This is a genomic window from Terrisporobacter petrolearius (genome assembly GCF_020748185.1).
Classification (GTDB): Bacteria; Bacillota; Clostridia; order Peptostreptococcales; family Peptostreptococcaceae; genus Terrisporobacter; species Terrisporobacter petrolearius.
Map to the genome: position 1 here is coordinate 36,891 of NZ_JAHZMO010000015.1, position 15,173 is coordinate 52,063.

The following is a 15,173-nucleotide window of genomic DNA, read 5'->3' on the forward strand; positions in this document are numbered from 1 at the left end:
TGCTCTGTTTTTTTGGTATAATATAATTTATGAGAAAAAGAGAAAGGAGGTGCACTATGTTGGAATATTGTTCTATAGGAAGTGGAAGTAGCGGAAATTGTCACTTTGTTAGTTATAAGAATACTAATATATTAATAGATGCAGGCCTTAGTGGTAAAAGAATAATGACAGGTTTAGGTGAGATAGATGCTGATATAGAAAAAATAAAGGGCATATTTATAACACATGAGCATTCGGACCATATAAAAGGTGCAGGAATATTATCGAGAAAATTGGACATACCTATTTTTGCAAATGTAAAAACATGGTGTGCAATGAAAGATAAATTAGGAAATATAAAAGAAGGAAATATGAAAGTATTTGAAAATGATAAAACATATAGCATAGGAGATTTAGGAATTAAGCCTTTTTCCATACCACACGATTCAAGTGATGCTGTAGGGTATAATTTATTTTCAGAGCAAGAAAAAATGTCAATTGCTACGGATATAGGATGTGTAACTGATAATATTAGACAGAATTTATATGACTCAAAACTTGTAGTATTAGAGTCTAATTATGACCCAAACATGTTAATGATGGGAAGTTATACTTATAGTTTAAAAAGAAGGGTAATGTCTGACTGTGGACATTTATCAAACGAAGAAGCAGCTAAGTTTTGTGTGGATTTAATTAATAATAATACACAATCTATACTATTAGCTCATTTAAGCAAGGAAAATAATTTTCCAGACCTGGCTTTCGCTACATCAAAGAATGTACTAGCTAATAATGACATGATAATAGGACAAGACCTAAATCTAGAAGTTTTATCAAGAGATAAAGTTTCAAAGGTTTTTGAACTGTAAAATTCTCTTGGTCCATATGGGCAACCATAGATTTTTGAACCATGTGTTGGAGAATTTTTTGCTGTTGTTTCATATACATTTGTTGCTCAAAAGATAAAGTTAATAAGAGGAGAAAAATATGCGTATCAGTATAGTTTGTGTAGGAAAAATAAAAGAAAAGTATTTAAAATTAGGAATAGATGAATTTTCAAAAAGATTATCTAAATATTGCAAGCTAGAAGTAATAGAATTAGATGATGAAAAAGCTCCTGAAAATTTAAGCGATAAAGAAATGCTTATGATTAAGGATAAAGAAGGAAAGAAGATATTAAGTAAAATCAAAGATAACGCTTATGTTATAGCTCTTGCTATAGATGGAAAGAATTTATCATCTGAAGAATTGGCAGATACAATTGGTAATTTAGGTGTTAGAGGAACAAGTCATATAGTGTTCGTTATAGGCGGATCTTTAGGGCTTTCTGATGAGGTATTAAGAATATCTAATTATAAGTTGTCTTTTTCTAAGATGACCTTTCCCCATCAACTTATGCGACTAATATTATTAGAACAAATTTATAGAGCTTATAGAATAAATAACGGAGAACCGTACCATAAGTAAGAAATAATAATTTAATAAACTATATTAATACTCCATAACATTTTTAATTAAGGAGTATTTTTTGTTAAAAATAACATTAAAATTAAAAAAAATATAAAAGGTATGCAATATATAGTTAATTTGGCTATAAATGAATAAAAATCACCTTAAGTTTTTAGATTTATTTGCTTAATTGTACTTACTTAAAAAGTATAATATAATAAGTAAATAGTTGTTAAATTTAATAATATGTAAGGATGTGTTGAAATGAATATGCAAAAATATGATAAAGATAATCCAAAACTAGTTAACTCTATGGTATGTGCTATAGATATATTAGGCTTTTCACAAATGATATCAGATTCTTGTAGAGATGGATATGGAGATCAGTTATTAAAAGATATCAACTACCTTATAAATAAGAATAAGCAATGTGTAGTTCCTAATAAATATAGTCAAGGAAATATAAAGATATATACGGATAATATGATTATTGGATATCCTATAAAGGATGATGGAGAAGCTGAATTAAATGAAATACTAGATAATGTATCAGAATATCAATTTAATCTATCACTAGAAGGCCTTTTTGTTAGAGGTGGTGTAAGTGTAGGTGATTTTTATATAAATGAGGACATTGTATTTGGACCAGCTCTTTTAGATGCTCATAATACAGAAAGTAAACTAGCATGCTATCCAAGAATTATACTAGATGATAAAACTGTAAAAAGGTTAAAAAAATACATAAATTATTATGATGTAGCACCACAATATAATAAAATACTTATAGACAGCGATGGACAATGGTTTTTAAATTATTTAAATACTATATTTAAATATTATAGAGAGTGTAACAATGAATATGAATTTGAAAGAATACAACTAGAATTACTACTTAGACATAAGGTTGAAATTGAAGAAATGCTAGAGATTAACAAAAATAATATAAGAGTATGGGATAAATATGTTTGGACAGCTAATTACCACAATTATTTTTGCGATTTAAATTTCCCAAATGATAAACAGTTAAAAATATCAAGAAAAAGTCTACTTTCATGGCCAAGCCAAGTTTTAAATGATGATCTGTAAAATTTAGTAAGAAACATTAAAATAGTACCACAAATTATTGCCAATAATTTGTGGTACTATTTTATTAGCAAAAGGTATTATTCAGTTAATTGAAGGTATTGCAAGTAAAAATTATTGAAGTTTTGAAAAAACAAAGATGGAACAGTTTTTTATAGCTATAGGTTTAGTAGTATTAATTAAAAGAAGTGACGCCTTATTTATTGTGAGTATAATTTGGGGATTAAGTGGATTGGTGAAATATGATGGTTATTTGAATGTGGCATTGTATAAATTGTTCAATAGAGATAAATGGATATTAATTTTAGTTAAAGTAATATGAAAATTATTTTAAAGAATAAATAATTAAATTTTAATAAATAACATAAAAAATGAAAAGCATTTAGACTATTGAACATATACAGTCTAAATGCTTTTTCATTTTTTAAAGTTATTATTTTTTGAATATACCGAATGGTTTACCAACTGGTAAGAAAGTTCTTCCAAAATGAGTGTTTAAAACAGCGGCACCACAACCATAGAATGATACTATTGCTATTGATAATTCAGAATAAGCAGCTAACATATGAGTAGTATGTTCCATTATTCCGAATGAGCTTAAAGATAATCCTATAAATAAGAAATCTATAAGAACAAATATAGTAAATAATACTTTATGAGTTTCCATAGCTCCTATAGTCATAAACAATGTAAATACTAAATATCCTAAGTAAGCAAATCCTAATTGTTTTGTATCACAAGCAGCTGCTAATTCAGCACCAAATACTCCGTTTTGTATTAACCAAGTAAACCCAACTGCATACCAGAAAAATGCGTAAGCACCAAATGCGGTAGCACCAAATGTATTGTTATGTTTGAAATCATTTATACATGCAAATAATTGAGCTGTAGCTCCTAAAAATATAGCCCATGGTAAAACTAAAGATACTCCTGAAGTTAATCCTAGTTTTTGAGATGAAGCTACTAATGTTATTATTGCTAACCCAAAAAGTCCTAATGCCGATGGATCAGCAGTTACAACTTTAACTTTTGTTTCATTTGTCATTGTGAAACCTCCTAATAAAAAATCATATTAATGCATTTTGTATACACATACTAATCTATAATACCAAAAATTTTGACCTAGGTATATAAAAAAATTTAAATAGTTAATAATTGGCGCAACTTAGATATATCAATGCTTAGGATATCGTATTCACAGCATAAAAATGAAAAAATATTAAAAAATGTTTAAGATAAAAAAGAAAGGGAATATACAATAATATATAAGAAAATGATAATTATTATCTATTTGATTGTGGTTTTTCTAATAAATAAAAATATTAGGGTAATACAAATCCAAAGTTAATAGTAGCTTATACATATACTAGATTCATAGCAGATTTGTTTGGTGGAAGAACAGTTGTATCTTTATTAGATGTTAATTATAAAGTTCCATCAGAAGGGTTAAGTTATTATAATTGTGACGGAATAAAAAATATAAGATTTTATGTTATGAATTATGCTTCAAAAGTAAATGACATGAAATTATATTTTGAATTAGAAGAAAGATTAATATTTATAATTTAGCAATATCTCAAGAATTAGAAGCTAAGTTATATATGAATTAGGTAATAGACATTTTAAAGTGTTTTTATATACACCCCCAAACCCTTAAAAAGGCTGTATCAAAAATGATATAGCCTTTTTCATTCGCAACTATTTAATTTTTTCTTTATCCCAGATAAAGAAGTTATCTGCATTATTTAGAGCACCAAAAATATTTTTTTTAGAACCAGGCATATGGTTATTTAACTTAGACACAAGCTCTTTTATATTTTGTCTATTAGTCTTTCCATCAACTGGGCAAGGATTTTCTATAATTGGATAATTATAATCCTTAGCCGCCTTTTTAGTCATATATTCTTCAATATAAATCATAGGTCTTATTATAGTCAAGTCTTGTCTATCCATATGTGTTTTAGGAGAGAAACAACTTACTCTTCCTTCGTAAAGAATAGACATTAAGAAAGTCTCTATAGCATCATCTCGGTGATGACCTAATGCAACTTTGTTGCAACCTAATTTTTTTGCAGTATCATTAAGTGCACCACGTCTTAAGTTTGCGCACAATGAGCAAGGATTTTTTTCTTTTCTAATATCAAACACAATTTCTTTTATATCTGTTTGAATTTCATGATAAGGTATTGATAAATCTTTACATAATTTATGTAAAGGAGAATTATCGACTCCTCCTGGATTTAATGTTATAGCTATCAAATCAAACTTTTCAGGTGAAAATCTTTGATAACTTTTTAATATATGAAGTAGTGCTAGACTATCTTTTCCTCCAGATAAACCAACTGCTATCTTATCATTTTCTTCTATCATGTTAAAATCTTTAATTGCTTGGCGAGTTTTGCTAAGTAATTTTTGCATATATCTATTCCTCCCAACTATATAAAATAAAAAATAATTTTTTATTAAAGTAACTTAACTATTATAACAAATATGAAAAACTGTAACAATTATAATAAATCGGATGATTGAAGAATTGAAAGAACACGGATACAATTTAAGTCCAGTAACCTTGTACCCAATATTAAAACTTATGGTAGATGAGGATTATTTAATTAAGGAAGAAAAGAATGTTAATGGTAAAATAAGAAAATACTATAGAAGTACTGATAAAGGTAGAGATTTATTAAAAGAATTGGTAGATGAAGTTTTATAAAAAGAACTAAGGCATTGAGAATGTAATACCTTAGTTCTTTTTCTTGAAAAATTAAATTAAATATATTAATATCGGGCTACGATATCAACAAGTAATAAAGAAGGAGAATGAAGTTTTGAAGATGATAAAATTGGAAAATTTGTATTATAGAGATAAAGAAAATATTATTTTGCACGAAGTCACAGTAGATATAAACAAAGGTGATTGCATATCTATTGTAGGTGAATCAGTAAGTGGAAAAAGTACTATACAGAAAATATGTGCAGACTTAAGAAAAGTTAGAATTAAATAGAGATATTATAGGTAGTATGTTAAGAACAGTAGTTCAATTATTAGCAGTTGAAGTTAAGTTTTAAATTATGGTTACATTTATGATTTTATCATCGCAATCAATAGCTACTATTATGGCAACATACTTAAGTTATAAAAAATTATTTAATAAAAGAAAACAACTAAAGTAAATAGTGGCCTAAATAGATTAGAAAATAATTGATATAATATTTAGTATGAATAATGAAATAAATTTAATTATATATTTAGGAGATAATATGAAAAAAACACTACATGATTATAAAAGAGAAATTGAAAAGCTTTCAATTAAAGATAAATATACAAAAGAAGAATTATTAACAGAAGATTTTCTAATAGATAAAGAAAATAATATAGAAATATATTATGCTCCACATAACGAGTATATAAATCCAAAGGCAAAAATACTGATAGTAGGAATAACGCCAGGATTCATACAAATGAATACAGCCATGTCTACGGCAAGAAAAGAATTGGAAAACAATAATAATATAGAAGATATTCAGTATAAATGCAAAGTATCAGGTAGATTTAGTGGGAGTTTAAGAAAAAATATTATATCAATGTTAGATGAAATAAAATTAAATGAAGCGTTAAACTTAAAAAGTTGTAGAGAGTTATTTGATAAAAAAGATTATTTAATGCACACCGTATCATTAATACCTTATCCTGTTTTTGTAAAAAAACAAAACTATACAGGACACACTCCAAAATTATTGAAAAGTGACTTTTTAATGAAATATATTTATGAGAATTTTATAAATGAAATACATGAACTAGACGACTTTGAAGACATATTAATAATACCACTAGGAAAGGCTGTTGAAGAGGTATTATGCAAATTAAAAGATGAAAAATTTATCAAAGAAGATCAAATTCTTATGGGATTTCCTCATCCATCAGGAGCCAATGTTAATAGATTAGTTCAATTGGAAGAAAATAAAAAAAGTATGATAGATTTCATAAAAAAAACCGTATCTTAAGATGATACGGTTTTGCTATTTATTTTATCAATATATAAATTATAAGTTAAACCTAATACTACTAAAACTCCACCAATTACTTGGTAAAAAGAAATTTTACCTGTAGATAAAGCATCTATAATTATTCCCGTGAAAAGTTGACCAACAAATAATAATAAAGTTAAATAAAAAGACGAAATCTTTGAAGATAAAAAAGATAGCATTGTAACTATAACAACTCCTAAAAGTCCACCGGCATAAACAAACCATGGAGCATTATAAGTTGAAGGTGTAAGTAATTTAAAAGTTTCTCCGCTAATTAATAGTATTAAAAAAGACCCAGAAAGACCAAATATATAATTGAATAATGTACTTTGATACATTCCTATCTTTTCTGATAATGCAAAGTTTACAGACCTAGATAATACGTTTGAAACACCACATAAAATTGCAAATAATATATATATCATAACTTACCTCCCTATGATAAAGTCATCACATAAATACCAGCAACAATGATGACTAATCCTAAAATTTTCTTTTTATCAAATTCAACTACAGGCATATTAAAATACCCAAAATGATCAATAACAAGGGATATCACTAATTGGCCTAACAAAGAAAGAGAAACAGTTAATGAAACGCCAAGACCTGCGAAGCTAGCATTAGTAAATAAAACCGTTAAAATACCGATAAGACCACCTGTAAACATATAAAAAGGTATACCTTTTAAATTTCCTATTTTTGATTTTGTAAAAATAAGAACAAGTATAATTCCGATTAACCCCACAAAATGAATGATAATGCTAGAAGCATAATTTCCAGCAATATTGCCTACTTGGCCATTTAAAGAAATCATTACTGAAAGTATGATACCTGTAAAAATTGAAATAAAATAATTCATTATAAAATCCCTCCCTTTTGAATAATATATAAAATAACACAAAAAAATAATAAAAATAATGACATATGTCACCTATAAATGTAGAATTTTAATTAAGTAAAAAATAAAGGTGGAGTTTAGGTGAGGAAAATAGAAGATTCATTTATAATAGAAAATTACTATAATAAGTTAAATATGCAAAAAATTTTTACAGATGATATGAAAAGTGAAATGAGATTATTAAAATTTGAGAAAAATGAATATTTGATAAGAGAAGATGAAGATTTAGAGTATTTGTTGTTTTTTATACAAGGGAAAGCAAAGGTGTTTAAAACATTGCCTAATGGTAGAAGTTTGCTTCTTGATTTTTATAAACCTTTCAGAGTAATAGGAGATATAGAAATTGTAAAAAAACAAAGTGCAACAGGTACAATTCAAGCTTTGAGTACTTGTTATTGTTTAGCAATGCCAATGGAAGAAGCAAGATTAAAATTAATTAAAGATAATAAATTTTTGAAATTTACTTGCGAAAGTTTGGCAGAAAAGTTAGCAGCTGTTAGTATGAATAGTTCTATTAATTTACTTTATCCATTAGAAAATAGATTGGCTAGTTATATTAATGAATCATTAATTTATGGAGATGATTTATATATTGATTTTGATGAAAATCTAAATAATATAGCTGAGCTTTTAGGAAGTAGTTATAGGCACTTGCTTAGAACGTTTAATACATTATGTAAGAAAGGTGTATTAAAAAGAGAAGGTGGAGGATACAAGATTATAAATAAAACTTTGTTAAAAGATTTAGCTGGGGACTTATATCAAGATGCTAAATTTTTATAAATATACTTGGAAACATAGATAGTAATAAAAATATAATTTAAAATATTAAATATTTTTGCGTAAAAAAAAGAAGATATATATAAATGTCTTCTTTTTTTGTTAATACAAAAATAGTAAATTATAAAAATTGCCACAATAAATGAAATGAATTGGTATAGTTAAAAAATATAAAACTTTATAGAATATAGTTGTAAGGTAATTCAGGAGGGGACAAATTGATAGTACTTAATAAAAGACAAATTAATATAATTGATTTTTTACAAAATAGTTCAGAATGGACAACAATTGAAAATATAGCTAAGATATTTGATGTTAGTGTAAGAACTATTAGAAATGATTTAGATTGTATAAAAACATTATTAAAAGATTGTGATGCAAAACTTGAAAGAAAACCAAAGGTTGGAGTTAAGCTAATCATCAAAAAAGGAGAAAGTATAGATCATCTTCTTAAGGGATATAAAAATAAATTATATTCACCAGAAGAGAGAGCCTTAATGATAGCGTTAATTTTAATGATAAAAGGAAATGCTACCATAGAAGAATTATCAGAGTATATAGAAGTAAGTAAGAATACTTTGGTTAACGATTTGAAATTAGCTGAAGTAAAATTAAAAAAATTTGATATTAGTATCTCAAAAAAATCTTATCATGGAACTTTTATAGAAGAAAAGAATGATGAAAAGTTGGGAGATGCCTTCTTAAAATTATATAGTAGATTATCTGAAGGCCAGGATAAAGAAATTTATAAATGGCTATATAAATACAGCAATATAAATGAGGAATATATAAAAACAATTATAGAAGCTGTAGAAGAAGAAAAAAGCATCCAATATACTGAAGAATCATTAGAAGAGTTAGAAATAATATTATTATTCACATTATCAAGAGTATTAAATAATCAAGAAATTAAACTAGATACAAATGATGATTATGGAAATAGTGAATTTAAAACATTAAAAAATATTATAGAAAAAGTAATTGATAAAAAGATCCATAATGACAAGATAGAATATTTACTAAAAATATTTAAAGGTGCAAAAATAGCAAAGGATTTTAATTTAAATAAAGAAGAAAAAATAAATAAAATAACATCAGAAGTTTTATCTGAGTTATACACAATGCTAAACATTGAAGTAGATTCAGATGCTGAATTTATTAGACAGATGCAACTTCATTTGGAAATTGCTATTTACAGAGTGGAGAATAATTTAGTAATTAATAATCCTCTATTAGAAGAAATTAAGTACAAAATGTCCTTTATATATGGAATTACTGAAGAAATATTAAGTAAAAAGAAAGATATTATAGGAGTAGAATTTCCAGAGGCAGAGATAGCTTATATGGCCATGTACTTTGGAACAATTTTCGAAAAGTACGCAAAAGGAAACTTTAGCGCAAATGTATTAGTCGTTTGTAACGGCGGCTTAGCAACATCAAGCTTATTAAAATCAAGAATGAATCTAATGATTCCTGAAATAAAAATACAATCAATTTGTAGATTAAAAGATGTGGATGATTACTTAAACAAAGAAATTGACTTTATAGTTTCAACTGTCCCTTTACAAATAGAAAACTATAAAGTTATACAGGTAAATCCTCTACTAGAATCAGGAGATTCACAAAAAATAAAATCTGAAATTTATAGTATATGGTATGAGAAAAACTGTAAATACTTAGCAGACAAAGTTAAAAATGAAAATGAAAGTGATTTAACTAAGATAATACTAGAAAAGTATGCACAGTTTGAACAATCTATAGAAGACTGGAGAGAAGCAATAGAAGTAGCAGCAAAGCCTTTAATTAAAGATAAAAAGATAGAAAAGGCTTATGTAAATGATTCCATAAGAGTTATAGAAACTTTAGGAAACTATATGATGTTTATACCAGAGATAGCATTTGTACATGCTACTCCAGAAAACGTAATAGAAAATGCTGTTAGTATATTAAATTTAAAAAGTCCAATAGATTTTGGAAGTAAAAACAAATCAACAGTAAAGACCATAGTAGTCCTTGCAAATAAAGAAGAAAATAAGAACTTAATTAATTTAACTAATATATTGATTAAGGATGATAATATAAAGAAATTTAAAAATGCTAAATCATATGAGGATCTGAAATCTATAATTTAGCTAAGGGAGAAACGGGAATGTTAGTAAAAATATTAGATAAAGTAGATAACTACATGGATGCTATAAAAATCTCATGCGATATGTTAGAAGCAGAGGGAGTAGTTGAAAATAGATACTATGATGCAATAGTAAATAAAATAGAAGAATTTGGACCATATTTTTGCATAGCAGAGGATATATGCATGCCTCATGCTAGACCAGAAGATGGAGCAATAAAAGAAGGACTTTGCATTATAAAATTAAATGAACCAGTAGATTTTATGGGGAAAACAGTTAGAGTATTCTTCACATTATCAGCAAAAGATAATGAGTCACACTTAGGACTTATGAGAAAAATTGCAGATGTATGTATGAATAAAGATAAATTTAATAATTTACTAAAGGTAGAAACAGAACAACAATTAATGGAGGTATTTTAATATGAAAAAGATAATGGCAGTTTGTGGATCAGGATTAGGATCAAGTTTTATGGTAGAAATGAATATAACAGATGTGTTAAATGAATTAGGTGTAGCTGATCAATATGAAGCTAGTCATACTTCATTAGCAGATGTAACAGCATCAGATGCAGATATATTCGTAACTGGTGCAGATTTAGCAGATAGTGCAAGTCACTTACCAGAATTAATAGTGTTAGATTCTTTATTAGATAAAGATGAATTAAAAGCTAAGATACAAGAAAAAATAGGAGCTTAATCAATGTCCCCTTTTTATAATGAAAAGGGGAAAAAATAATAGTCATAAAAACGTTTTACTAAAAATTAGAATGAGGGGAAGTTAAAATGACAGGATTTTTAAAAGTGTTAGTAGATTTTATATCGGAACCAGCAGTATTAGTAGGTATTATAGTTTTGATAGGTTTATTGCTTCAAAAGAAATCGCTAGATGTAATAATAAAATCAACTTTAAAAGCAATGGTTGGATTTGTTGTAATTAGTGCAGCAGCAGGAGTTATAGTTGGATCATTAGAACCATTTGGTGTAATGTTTGAAGCAGGATTTAATATATCAGGTGTCATACCAAATAATGAAGCAATAGTTGCAATGGCCATAGACGAATTCGGTACAGCAACAGCTTTAATAATGGCATTTGGTATGGTGGCGAACATAATAATAGCAAGATTTACAAAGTTTAAATATATATTCTTAACAGGACATCATACTTTATTTATGGCTTGTATGATAGCTGTTATATTAGCATCAGGTGGAATGAGTGGAGTACAATTAATATTCACAGGTTCACTAGCTTTAGGTTTAATAATGGTATTATCACCAGCAATGTTACAACCTTTTATGAAAAAAATAACTAAAAATGATTCAGTAGCAATGGGACATTTTTCAGGAACAGGATATGCATTATCAGCATTAATAGGAAAAGTTGTTGGTAAAAATTCTAAATCAACTGAAGAAATGAAAGTTCCAAAATCTTTAAGTTTCTTAAGAGACTCAGTGGTATCAGTTTCAATAACAATGTTAATTCTTTATGTTATAGTTGCAATAGCAGCAGGACCAGAGTTTGTTGAAACAAAATTATCAGGTGGAGACAACTTCTTAGTATTTGCATTAATACAAGCATTAACATTTGCAGCAGGATTTATATTAATACAAAATGGTGTTAGATTAGTTCTTAACGAAATAGTACCAGCATTTAAAGGTATATCTAGTAAGTTAGTTCCAAATTCAAAACCAGCTCTAGATTGTCCAATAGTATTCCCATATGCACAAAATGCAGTTTTAATAGGGTTTATATGTTCATTCTTAGGAGGAGTAGTTTCTATGGCAATCATGGGAGCTTTAGGATTAGTAATGATAATACCAGGTGTTGTACCTCATTTCTTCTGTGGAGCAACTGCAGCAGTATTTGGTAACTCAACTGGTGGTAGGAGAGGTGCAATAGTAGGATCATTTGCAAATGGTGTGTTAATATCATTTTTACCAATAGCATTATTACCTATACTTGGTAACTTAGGATTTGCAAACTCTACATTCTCAGATGCAGACTTTGGAGTTGCAGGTATATTCTTAGGTAAAATTCAAGAGTTTATAGGTGGAAATGGCTTAACAGCGGTTTTAGTAGGAATATTTGCTTTACTAGTTGTTATAAGTGCACTATCTAAAAATAAAGAAGATAAAAATACTGAAGAAGCAGCTTAATATATAAAAAAATTGAGGAATAATTAATTCCTCAATTTTTATACCCAAAATCAGAATAATTGAGGAGGAAAGGTTAAATGAACAAGGAAAATTTAGTAGAAATATCAAAAGAATTGAGACAAGATATTATTCAAATGATAAATAAAGCAGGCTCAGGACATCCAGGAGGATCTCTTTCTGTTATAGATATATTAACTTATCTTTATTTTGAAAAAATGAAAGTGGATGTGAAAAATCCAAAAGCAGTTAATAGAGATAGGTTTGTATTAAGTAAAGGACATGCAGCTCCAGCTCTTTACGCAACTCTTGCAAAAAAAGGATTTTTTGATAAAAAAGAGTTAAATAATTTAAGAGTGTTAGGTTCAATACTTCAAGGTCATCCAGATGCAAAAAAATTCCCAGGTGTAGATATATCAACAGGTTCCTTAGGACAAGGTATGTCAAATGCTTGCGGGATAGCTTTAGGATATAAAATGAATAAATCAACTGGAAGAGTATATGTAGCTCTTGGAGATGGTGAGATTCAAGAAGGAATAGTATGGGAAGCTATGATGGCTGCCAACAAATATAAATTAGATAATTTAGTAGCTATTATAGATAATAACAAAATTCAATTAGATGGTAGAATAAGTGAAATAATGCCAAACGATAACTTAAAAGAAAGAATAGTTAATTTTGGGTGGAATGTGGTTGAATGTAATGGTCATGATTTTGAAGAGTTAGAAAAAGCATTTAATAATGCAGAGTCTACAAAGAATAAACCTACTTGTATAATAGCTAATACTGTAAAAGGTAAAGGTGTTTCTTTCATGGAAGACAATATAGCTTGGCATGGTGCAGCACCAAATTCAGAACAAACTAAGCAAGCTGTAGAAGAAATTATAGGATAGGGGGATTTTAGATGAAAAGAGCAACTAGAGAATCATATGGAGCTACACTAGTAGAATTAGGAAAAGAAAGAGAAGATATAGTAGTTTTAGAAGCGGATTTATCAAAAGCTACTAAATCAGAAATGTTTGCAAAAGAATTTCCAGAAAGATTTGTTAATGTGGGAATAGCAGAACAAAATATGGTTGGTATGGCAGCGGGGCTTGCCAGCACAGGAAAAGTTACTTTTGCTACAACATTTGCAGTGTTTGCAGCCGGAAGAGCTTTTGAAGTAATAAGAAACTCAGTATGCTATCCAAAAGCTAATGTAAAAATAGCAGCAACTCATGCAGGAATAACTGTAGGACCTGATGGAGGATCTCATCAAGCAATAGAAGATATAGCGCTAATGTGCTCACTGCCTAATATGGTTGTATTATCTCCAGCGGATGATATAGAAGCTTGTAAATGTGTAAAAGCAGCAGCTGAAATAGATGCACCAGTTTATTTAAGACTTGGAAGAATAGCTTTAGATGATATATATACTGATGAATATGATTTTAAGATAGGTAAAGGTAATGAACTTTTTTCAGGTAATGATGTAACTATAATTTCAACGGGTATAATGGTTCACAAATCATTAAAAGCGGCTAAGGAACTAAAAGAAGAAGGCATAAATGCAAGAGTTATTAATATGGCTACAATCAAACCTATAGATGAAGAAATAATAATAAAGGCAGCAAAAGAAACAAAAGGAATAGTTACAGTTGAGGAGCATTCAGTTATAGGTGGTTTAGGAGATAGAGTATCAGCTGTAGTTTGTGAAAATGCACCAATAATAGTTAAAAAAATCGGTGTAAAGGATGTATTTGGAGAATCAGGAAGTCCAGAGGCTTTATTAGAAAAACACGGATTAACAGTAGAAAATATAAAAGAAGCAGTAAAAAATATAGTAAGATAATTTAAGGAGATAAAAATGAAATTATTTATAGATACAGCTAATATAGACGAAATAAGAGAAATAGCAGAATTAGGAGTTATATGTGGGGTTACAACTAATCCTTCATTAATTGCAAAAGAAGGTAGAGATATAGTTTCTGCAATGAAAGAAATAACAGAAATAGTTGATGGACCAATAAGTGCAGAAGTAATTGCTCTGCAATGTGATGAGATGGTTAGAGAAGCAGAGGAATTAGTTAAAATACATGAAAATATAGTAATAAAATTACCAATGTGTAAAGAAGGATTAAAAGCAGTAAAAATATTATCTCAAAAGGGAATAAAAACTAATGTAACATTAATATTCTCAGCAGTTCAAGCTTTAATGGCTGCAAGAGCTGGTGCAACTTATGTAAGTCCATTTGTAGGAAGATTAGATGACATAGGAACAGTAGGAATAAATTTAATTTCACAGATAAGTGAAATATTCCAAATACACAATATACAAACAGAAATAATATCAGCGAGTATAAGACATCCAATGCATGTACATGAAAGTGCTTTAGCTGGTGCTCATATAGCAACAATACCATATAAATTATATAATCAAATGTTTAATCATCCATTAACTACAAGCGGAATAGAAAAATTCGTTAAAGATTATGAAGCAGCATTTGGGAAATAAAGTTAAGATAGAAAGAGAGGGCAACAGTTCCTCTCTTTTATATTTAATGTAGAATATTATATAAAAAACTATAAAATAGATAAACTAATTGTATATAGGGATATTGTTAAGTCATAAAAATATGATACAATATGAAAGGCTACAAAGCTGTTATATAATGAAAAATTCTATTTTAAGAA

The 15,173-nt window shown here is 27.8% G+C and carries 20 protein-coding genes; 16 read left to right on the forward strand and 4 right to left on the reverse strand.

Annotated features, from left to right (window positions below):
• Nucleotides 1-56 precede the first annotated feature (56 nt).
• The 4 genes from K0040_RS10715 to K0040_RS10730 all read left to right on the forward strand — a co-directional run bounded on the left by K0040_RS10715 (nucleotide 57) and on the right by K0040_RS10730 (nucleotide 2,833).
• Nucleotides 57-848 carry an MBL fold metallo-hydrolase gene (locus tag K0040_RS10715; RefSeq protein ID WP_228108797.1) on the forward strand — a complete coding sequence of 264 codons (792 nt, stop codon included), beginning with the start codon at nucleotides 57-59 and terminating at the stop codon, nucleotides 846-848.
• A gap of 118 nt (nucleotides 849-966) precedes the next feature.
• Nucleotides 967-1,446, forward strand: coding sequence for a 23S rRNA (pseudouridine(1915)-N(3))-methyltransferase RlmH (gene rlmH, locus K0040_RS10720; protein WP_228108798.1), 480 nt, complete (start codon nucleotides 967-969; stop codon nucleotides 1,444-1,446).
• A gap of 246 nt (nucleotides 1,447-1,692) precedes the next feature.
• Nucleotides 1,693-2,514: a hypothetical protein gene (locus K0040_RS10725; protein ID WP_228108799.1), complete on the forward strand. Its 822-nt coding sequence runs from the start codon at nucleotides 1,693-1,695 to the stop codon at nucleotides 2,512-2,514.
• 136 nt (nucleotides 2,515-2,650) lie between these two features.
• Nucleotides 2,651-2,833 (forward strand): hypothetical protein, encoded by a 183-nt coding sequence (locus K0040_RS10730; protein WP_228108800.1) that lies wholly within the window; start codon nucleotides 2,651-2,653, stop codon nucleotides 2,831-2,833.
• A 111-nt stretch (nucleotides 2,834-2,944) separates the two neighbouring features.
• Here the strand turns inward: K0040_RS10730 and K0040_RS10735 are convergent, their stop codons facing one another.
• Complete coding sequence (locus tag K0040_RS10735) at nucleotides 2,945-3,556, reverse strand: acetate uptake transporter (protein ID WP_228108801.1); 612 nt, start codon at nucleotides 3,554-3,556, stop codon at nucleotides 2,945-2,947.
• 338 nt (nucleotides 3,557-3,894) lie between these two features.
• Here K0040_RS10735 and K0040_RS10740 point away from each other — a divergent pair, with 338 nt between their 5' ends.
• Nucleotides 3,895-4,080: a hypothetical protein gene (locus K0040_RS10740; RefSeq protein ID WP_265588864.1), complete on the forward strand. Its 186-nt coding sequence runs from the start codon at nucleotides 3,895-3,897 to the stop codon at nucleotides 4,078-4,080.
• Between the two features lie 129 nt (nucleotides 4,081-4,209).
• Here K0040_RS10740 and K0040_RS10745 read toward each other — a convergent pair whose 3' ends face one another.
• Nucleotides 4,210-4,929, reverse strand: coding sequence for a tRNA 2-thiocytidine biosynthesis TtcA family protein (locus K0040_RS10745; protein ID WP_228108802.1), 720 nt, complete (start codon nucleotides 4,927-4,929; stop codon nucleotides 4,210-4,212).
• 103 nt (nucleotides 4,930-5,032) lie between these two features.
• Here K0040_RS10745 and K0040_RS10750 point away from each other — a divergent pair, with 103 nt between their 5' ends.
• The 3 genes from K0040_RS10750 (at nucleotide 5,033) to K0040_RS10760 (ending at nucleotide 6,516) form a co-directional block, all read left to right on the forward strand.
• On the forward strand, nucleotides 5,033-5,224 hold the full coding sequence (locus K0040_RS10750; protein ID WP_228108803.1) for a PadR family transcriptional regulator: 192 nt from the start codon (nucleotides 5,033-5,035) through the stop codon (nucleotides 5,222-5,224).
• Between the two features lie 115 nt (nucleotides 5,225-5,339).
• Entirely contained in the window at nucleotides 5,340-5,516 is a 177-nt protein-coding gene (locus K0040_RS10755; protein WP_228108804.1) for an ATP-binding cassette domain-containing protein, read from the forward strand.
• A 256-nt stretch (nucleotides 5,517-5,772) separates the two neighbouring features.
• Complete coding sequence (locus tag K0040_RS10760) at nucleotides 5,773-6,516, forward strand: hypothetical protein (protein WP_228108805.1); 744 nt, start codon at nucleotides 5,773-5,775, stop codon at nucleotides 6,514-6,516.
• Here K0040_RS10760 and K0040_RS10765 read toward each other — a convergent pair.
• Complete coding sequence (locus K0040_RS10765) at nucleotides 6,513-6,965, reverse strand: DMT family transporter (RefSeq protein WP_228108806.1); 453 nt, start codon at nucleotides 6,963-6,965, stop codon at nucleotides 6,513-6,515. The two genes, K0040_RS10760 and K0040_RS10765, sit on opposite strands and share 4 nt — an antisense overlap.
• Before the next feature lie 11 nt (nucleotides 6,966-6,976).
• Nucleotides 6,977-7,399: a DMT family transporter gene (locus tag K0040_RS10770; protein ID WP_074920250.1), complete on the reverse strand. Its 423-nt coding sequence runs from the start codon at nucleotides 7,397-7,399 to the stop codon at nucleotides 6,977-6,979.
• Between the two features lie 120 nt (nucleotides 7,400-7,519).
• Between K0040_RS10770 and yeiL the strand changes: the two genes are divergently transcribed.
• From yeiL to fsa, 8 genes are all read left to right on the forward strand, one after another.
• On the forward strand, nucleotides 7,520-8,221 hold the full coding sequence (gene yeiL / locus K0040_RS10775) for a transcriptional regulator YeiL (RefSeq protein WP_228108807.1): 702 nt from the start codon (nucleotides 7,520-7,522) through the stop codon (nucleotides 8,219-8,221).
• A 215-nt stretch (nucleotides 8,222-8,436) separates the two neighbouring features.
• Nucleotides 8,437-10,350 (forward strand): BglG family transcription antiterminator, encoded by a 1,914-nt coding sequence (locus tag K0040_RS10780; RefSeq protein ID WP_228108808.1) that lies wholly within the window; start codon nucleotides 8,437-8,439, stop codon nucleotides 10,348-10,350.
• 17 nt (nucleotides 10,351-10,367) lie between these two features.
• Nucleotides 10,368-10,769 carry a PTS sugar transporter subunit IIA gene (locus tag K0040_RS10785; protein WP_228108809.1) on the forward strand — a complete coding sequence of 134 codons (402 nt, stop codon included), beginning with the start codon at nucleotides 10,368-10,370 and terminating at the stop codon, nucleotides 10,767-10,769.
• Between the two features lies 1 nt (nucleotide 10,770).
• Nucleotides 10,771-11,046, forward strand: coding sequence for a PTS sugar transporter subunit IIB (locus K0040_RS10790; RefSeq protein ID WP_074920254.1), 276 nt, complete (start codon nucleotides 10,771-10,773; stop codon nucleotides 11,044-11,046).
• Between the two features lie 86 nt (nucleotides 11,047-11,132).
• Complete coding sequence (gene ulaA / locus K0040_RS10795; protein WP_228108810.1) at nucleotides 11,133-12,503, forward strand: PTS ascorbate transporter subunit IIC; 1,371 nt, start codon at nucleotides 11,133-11,135, stop codon at nucleotides 12,501-12,503.
• A gap of 77 nt (nucleotides 12,504-12,580) precedes the next feature.
• Nucleotides 12,581-13,393: a transketolase gene (locus K0040_RS10800; RefSeq protein ID WP_228108811.1), complete on the forward strand. Its 813-nt coding sequence runs from the start codon at nucleotides 12,581-12,583 to the stop codon at nucleotides 13,391-13,393.
• A gap of 11 nt (nucleotides 13,394-13,404) precedes the next feature.
• Nucleotides 13,405-14,331, forward strand: a complete 927-nt coding sequence (locus K0040_RS10805; RefSeq protein ID WP_228108812.1) for a transketolase family protein — start codon at nucleotides 13,405-13,407, stop codon at nucleotides 14,329-14,331.
• Between the two features lie 15 nt (nucleotides 14,332-14,346).
• A complete protein-coding gene (fsa, locus tag K0040_RS10810; protein ID WP_228108813.1) occupies nucleotides 14,347-14,994 on the forward strand; it encodes a fructose-6-phosphate aldolase in 648 nt (215 codons plus the stop codon).
• The last annotated feature ends 179 nt before the right edge of the window (nucleotides 14,995-15,173 follow it).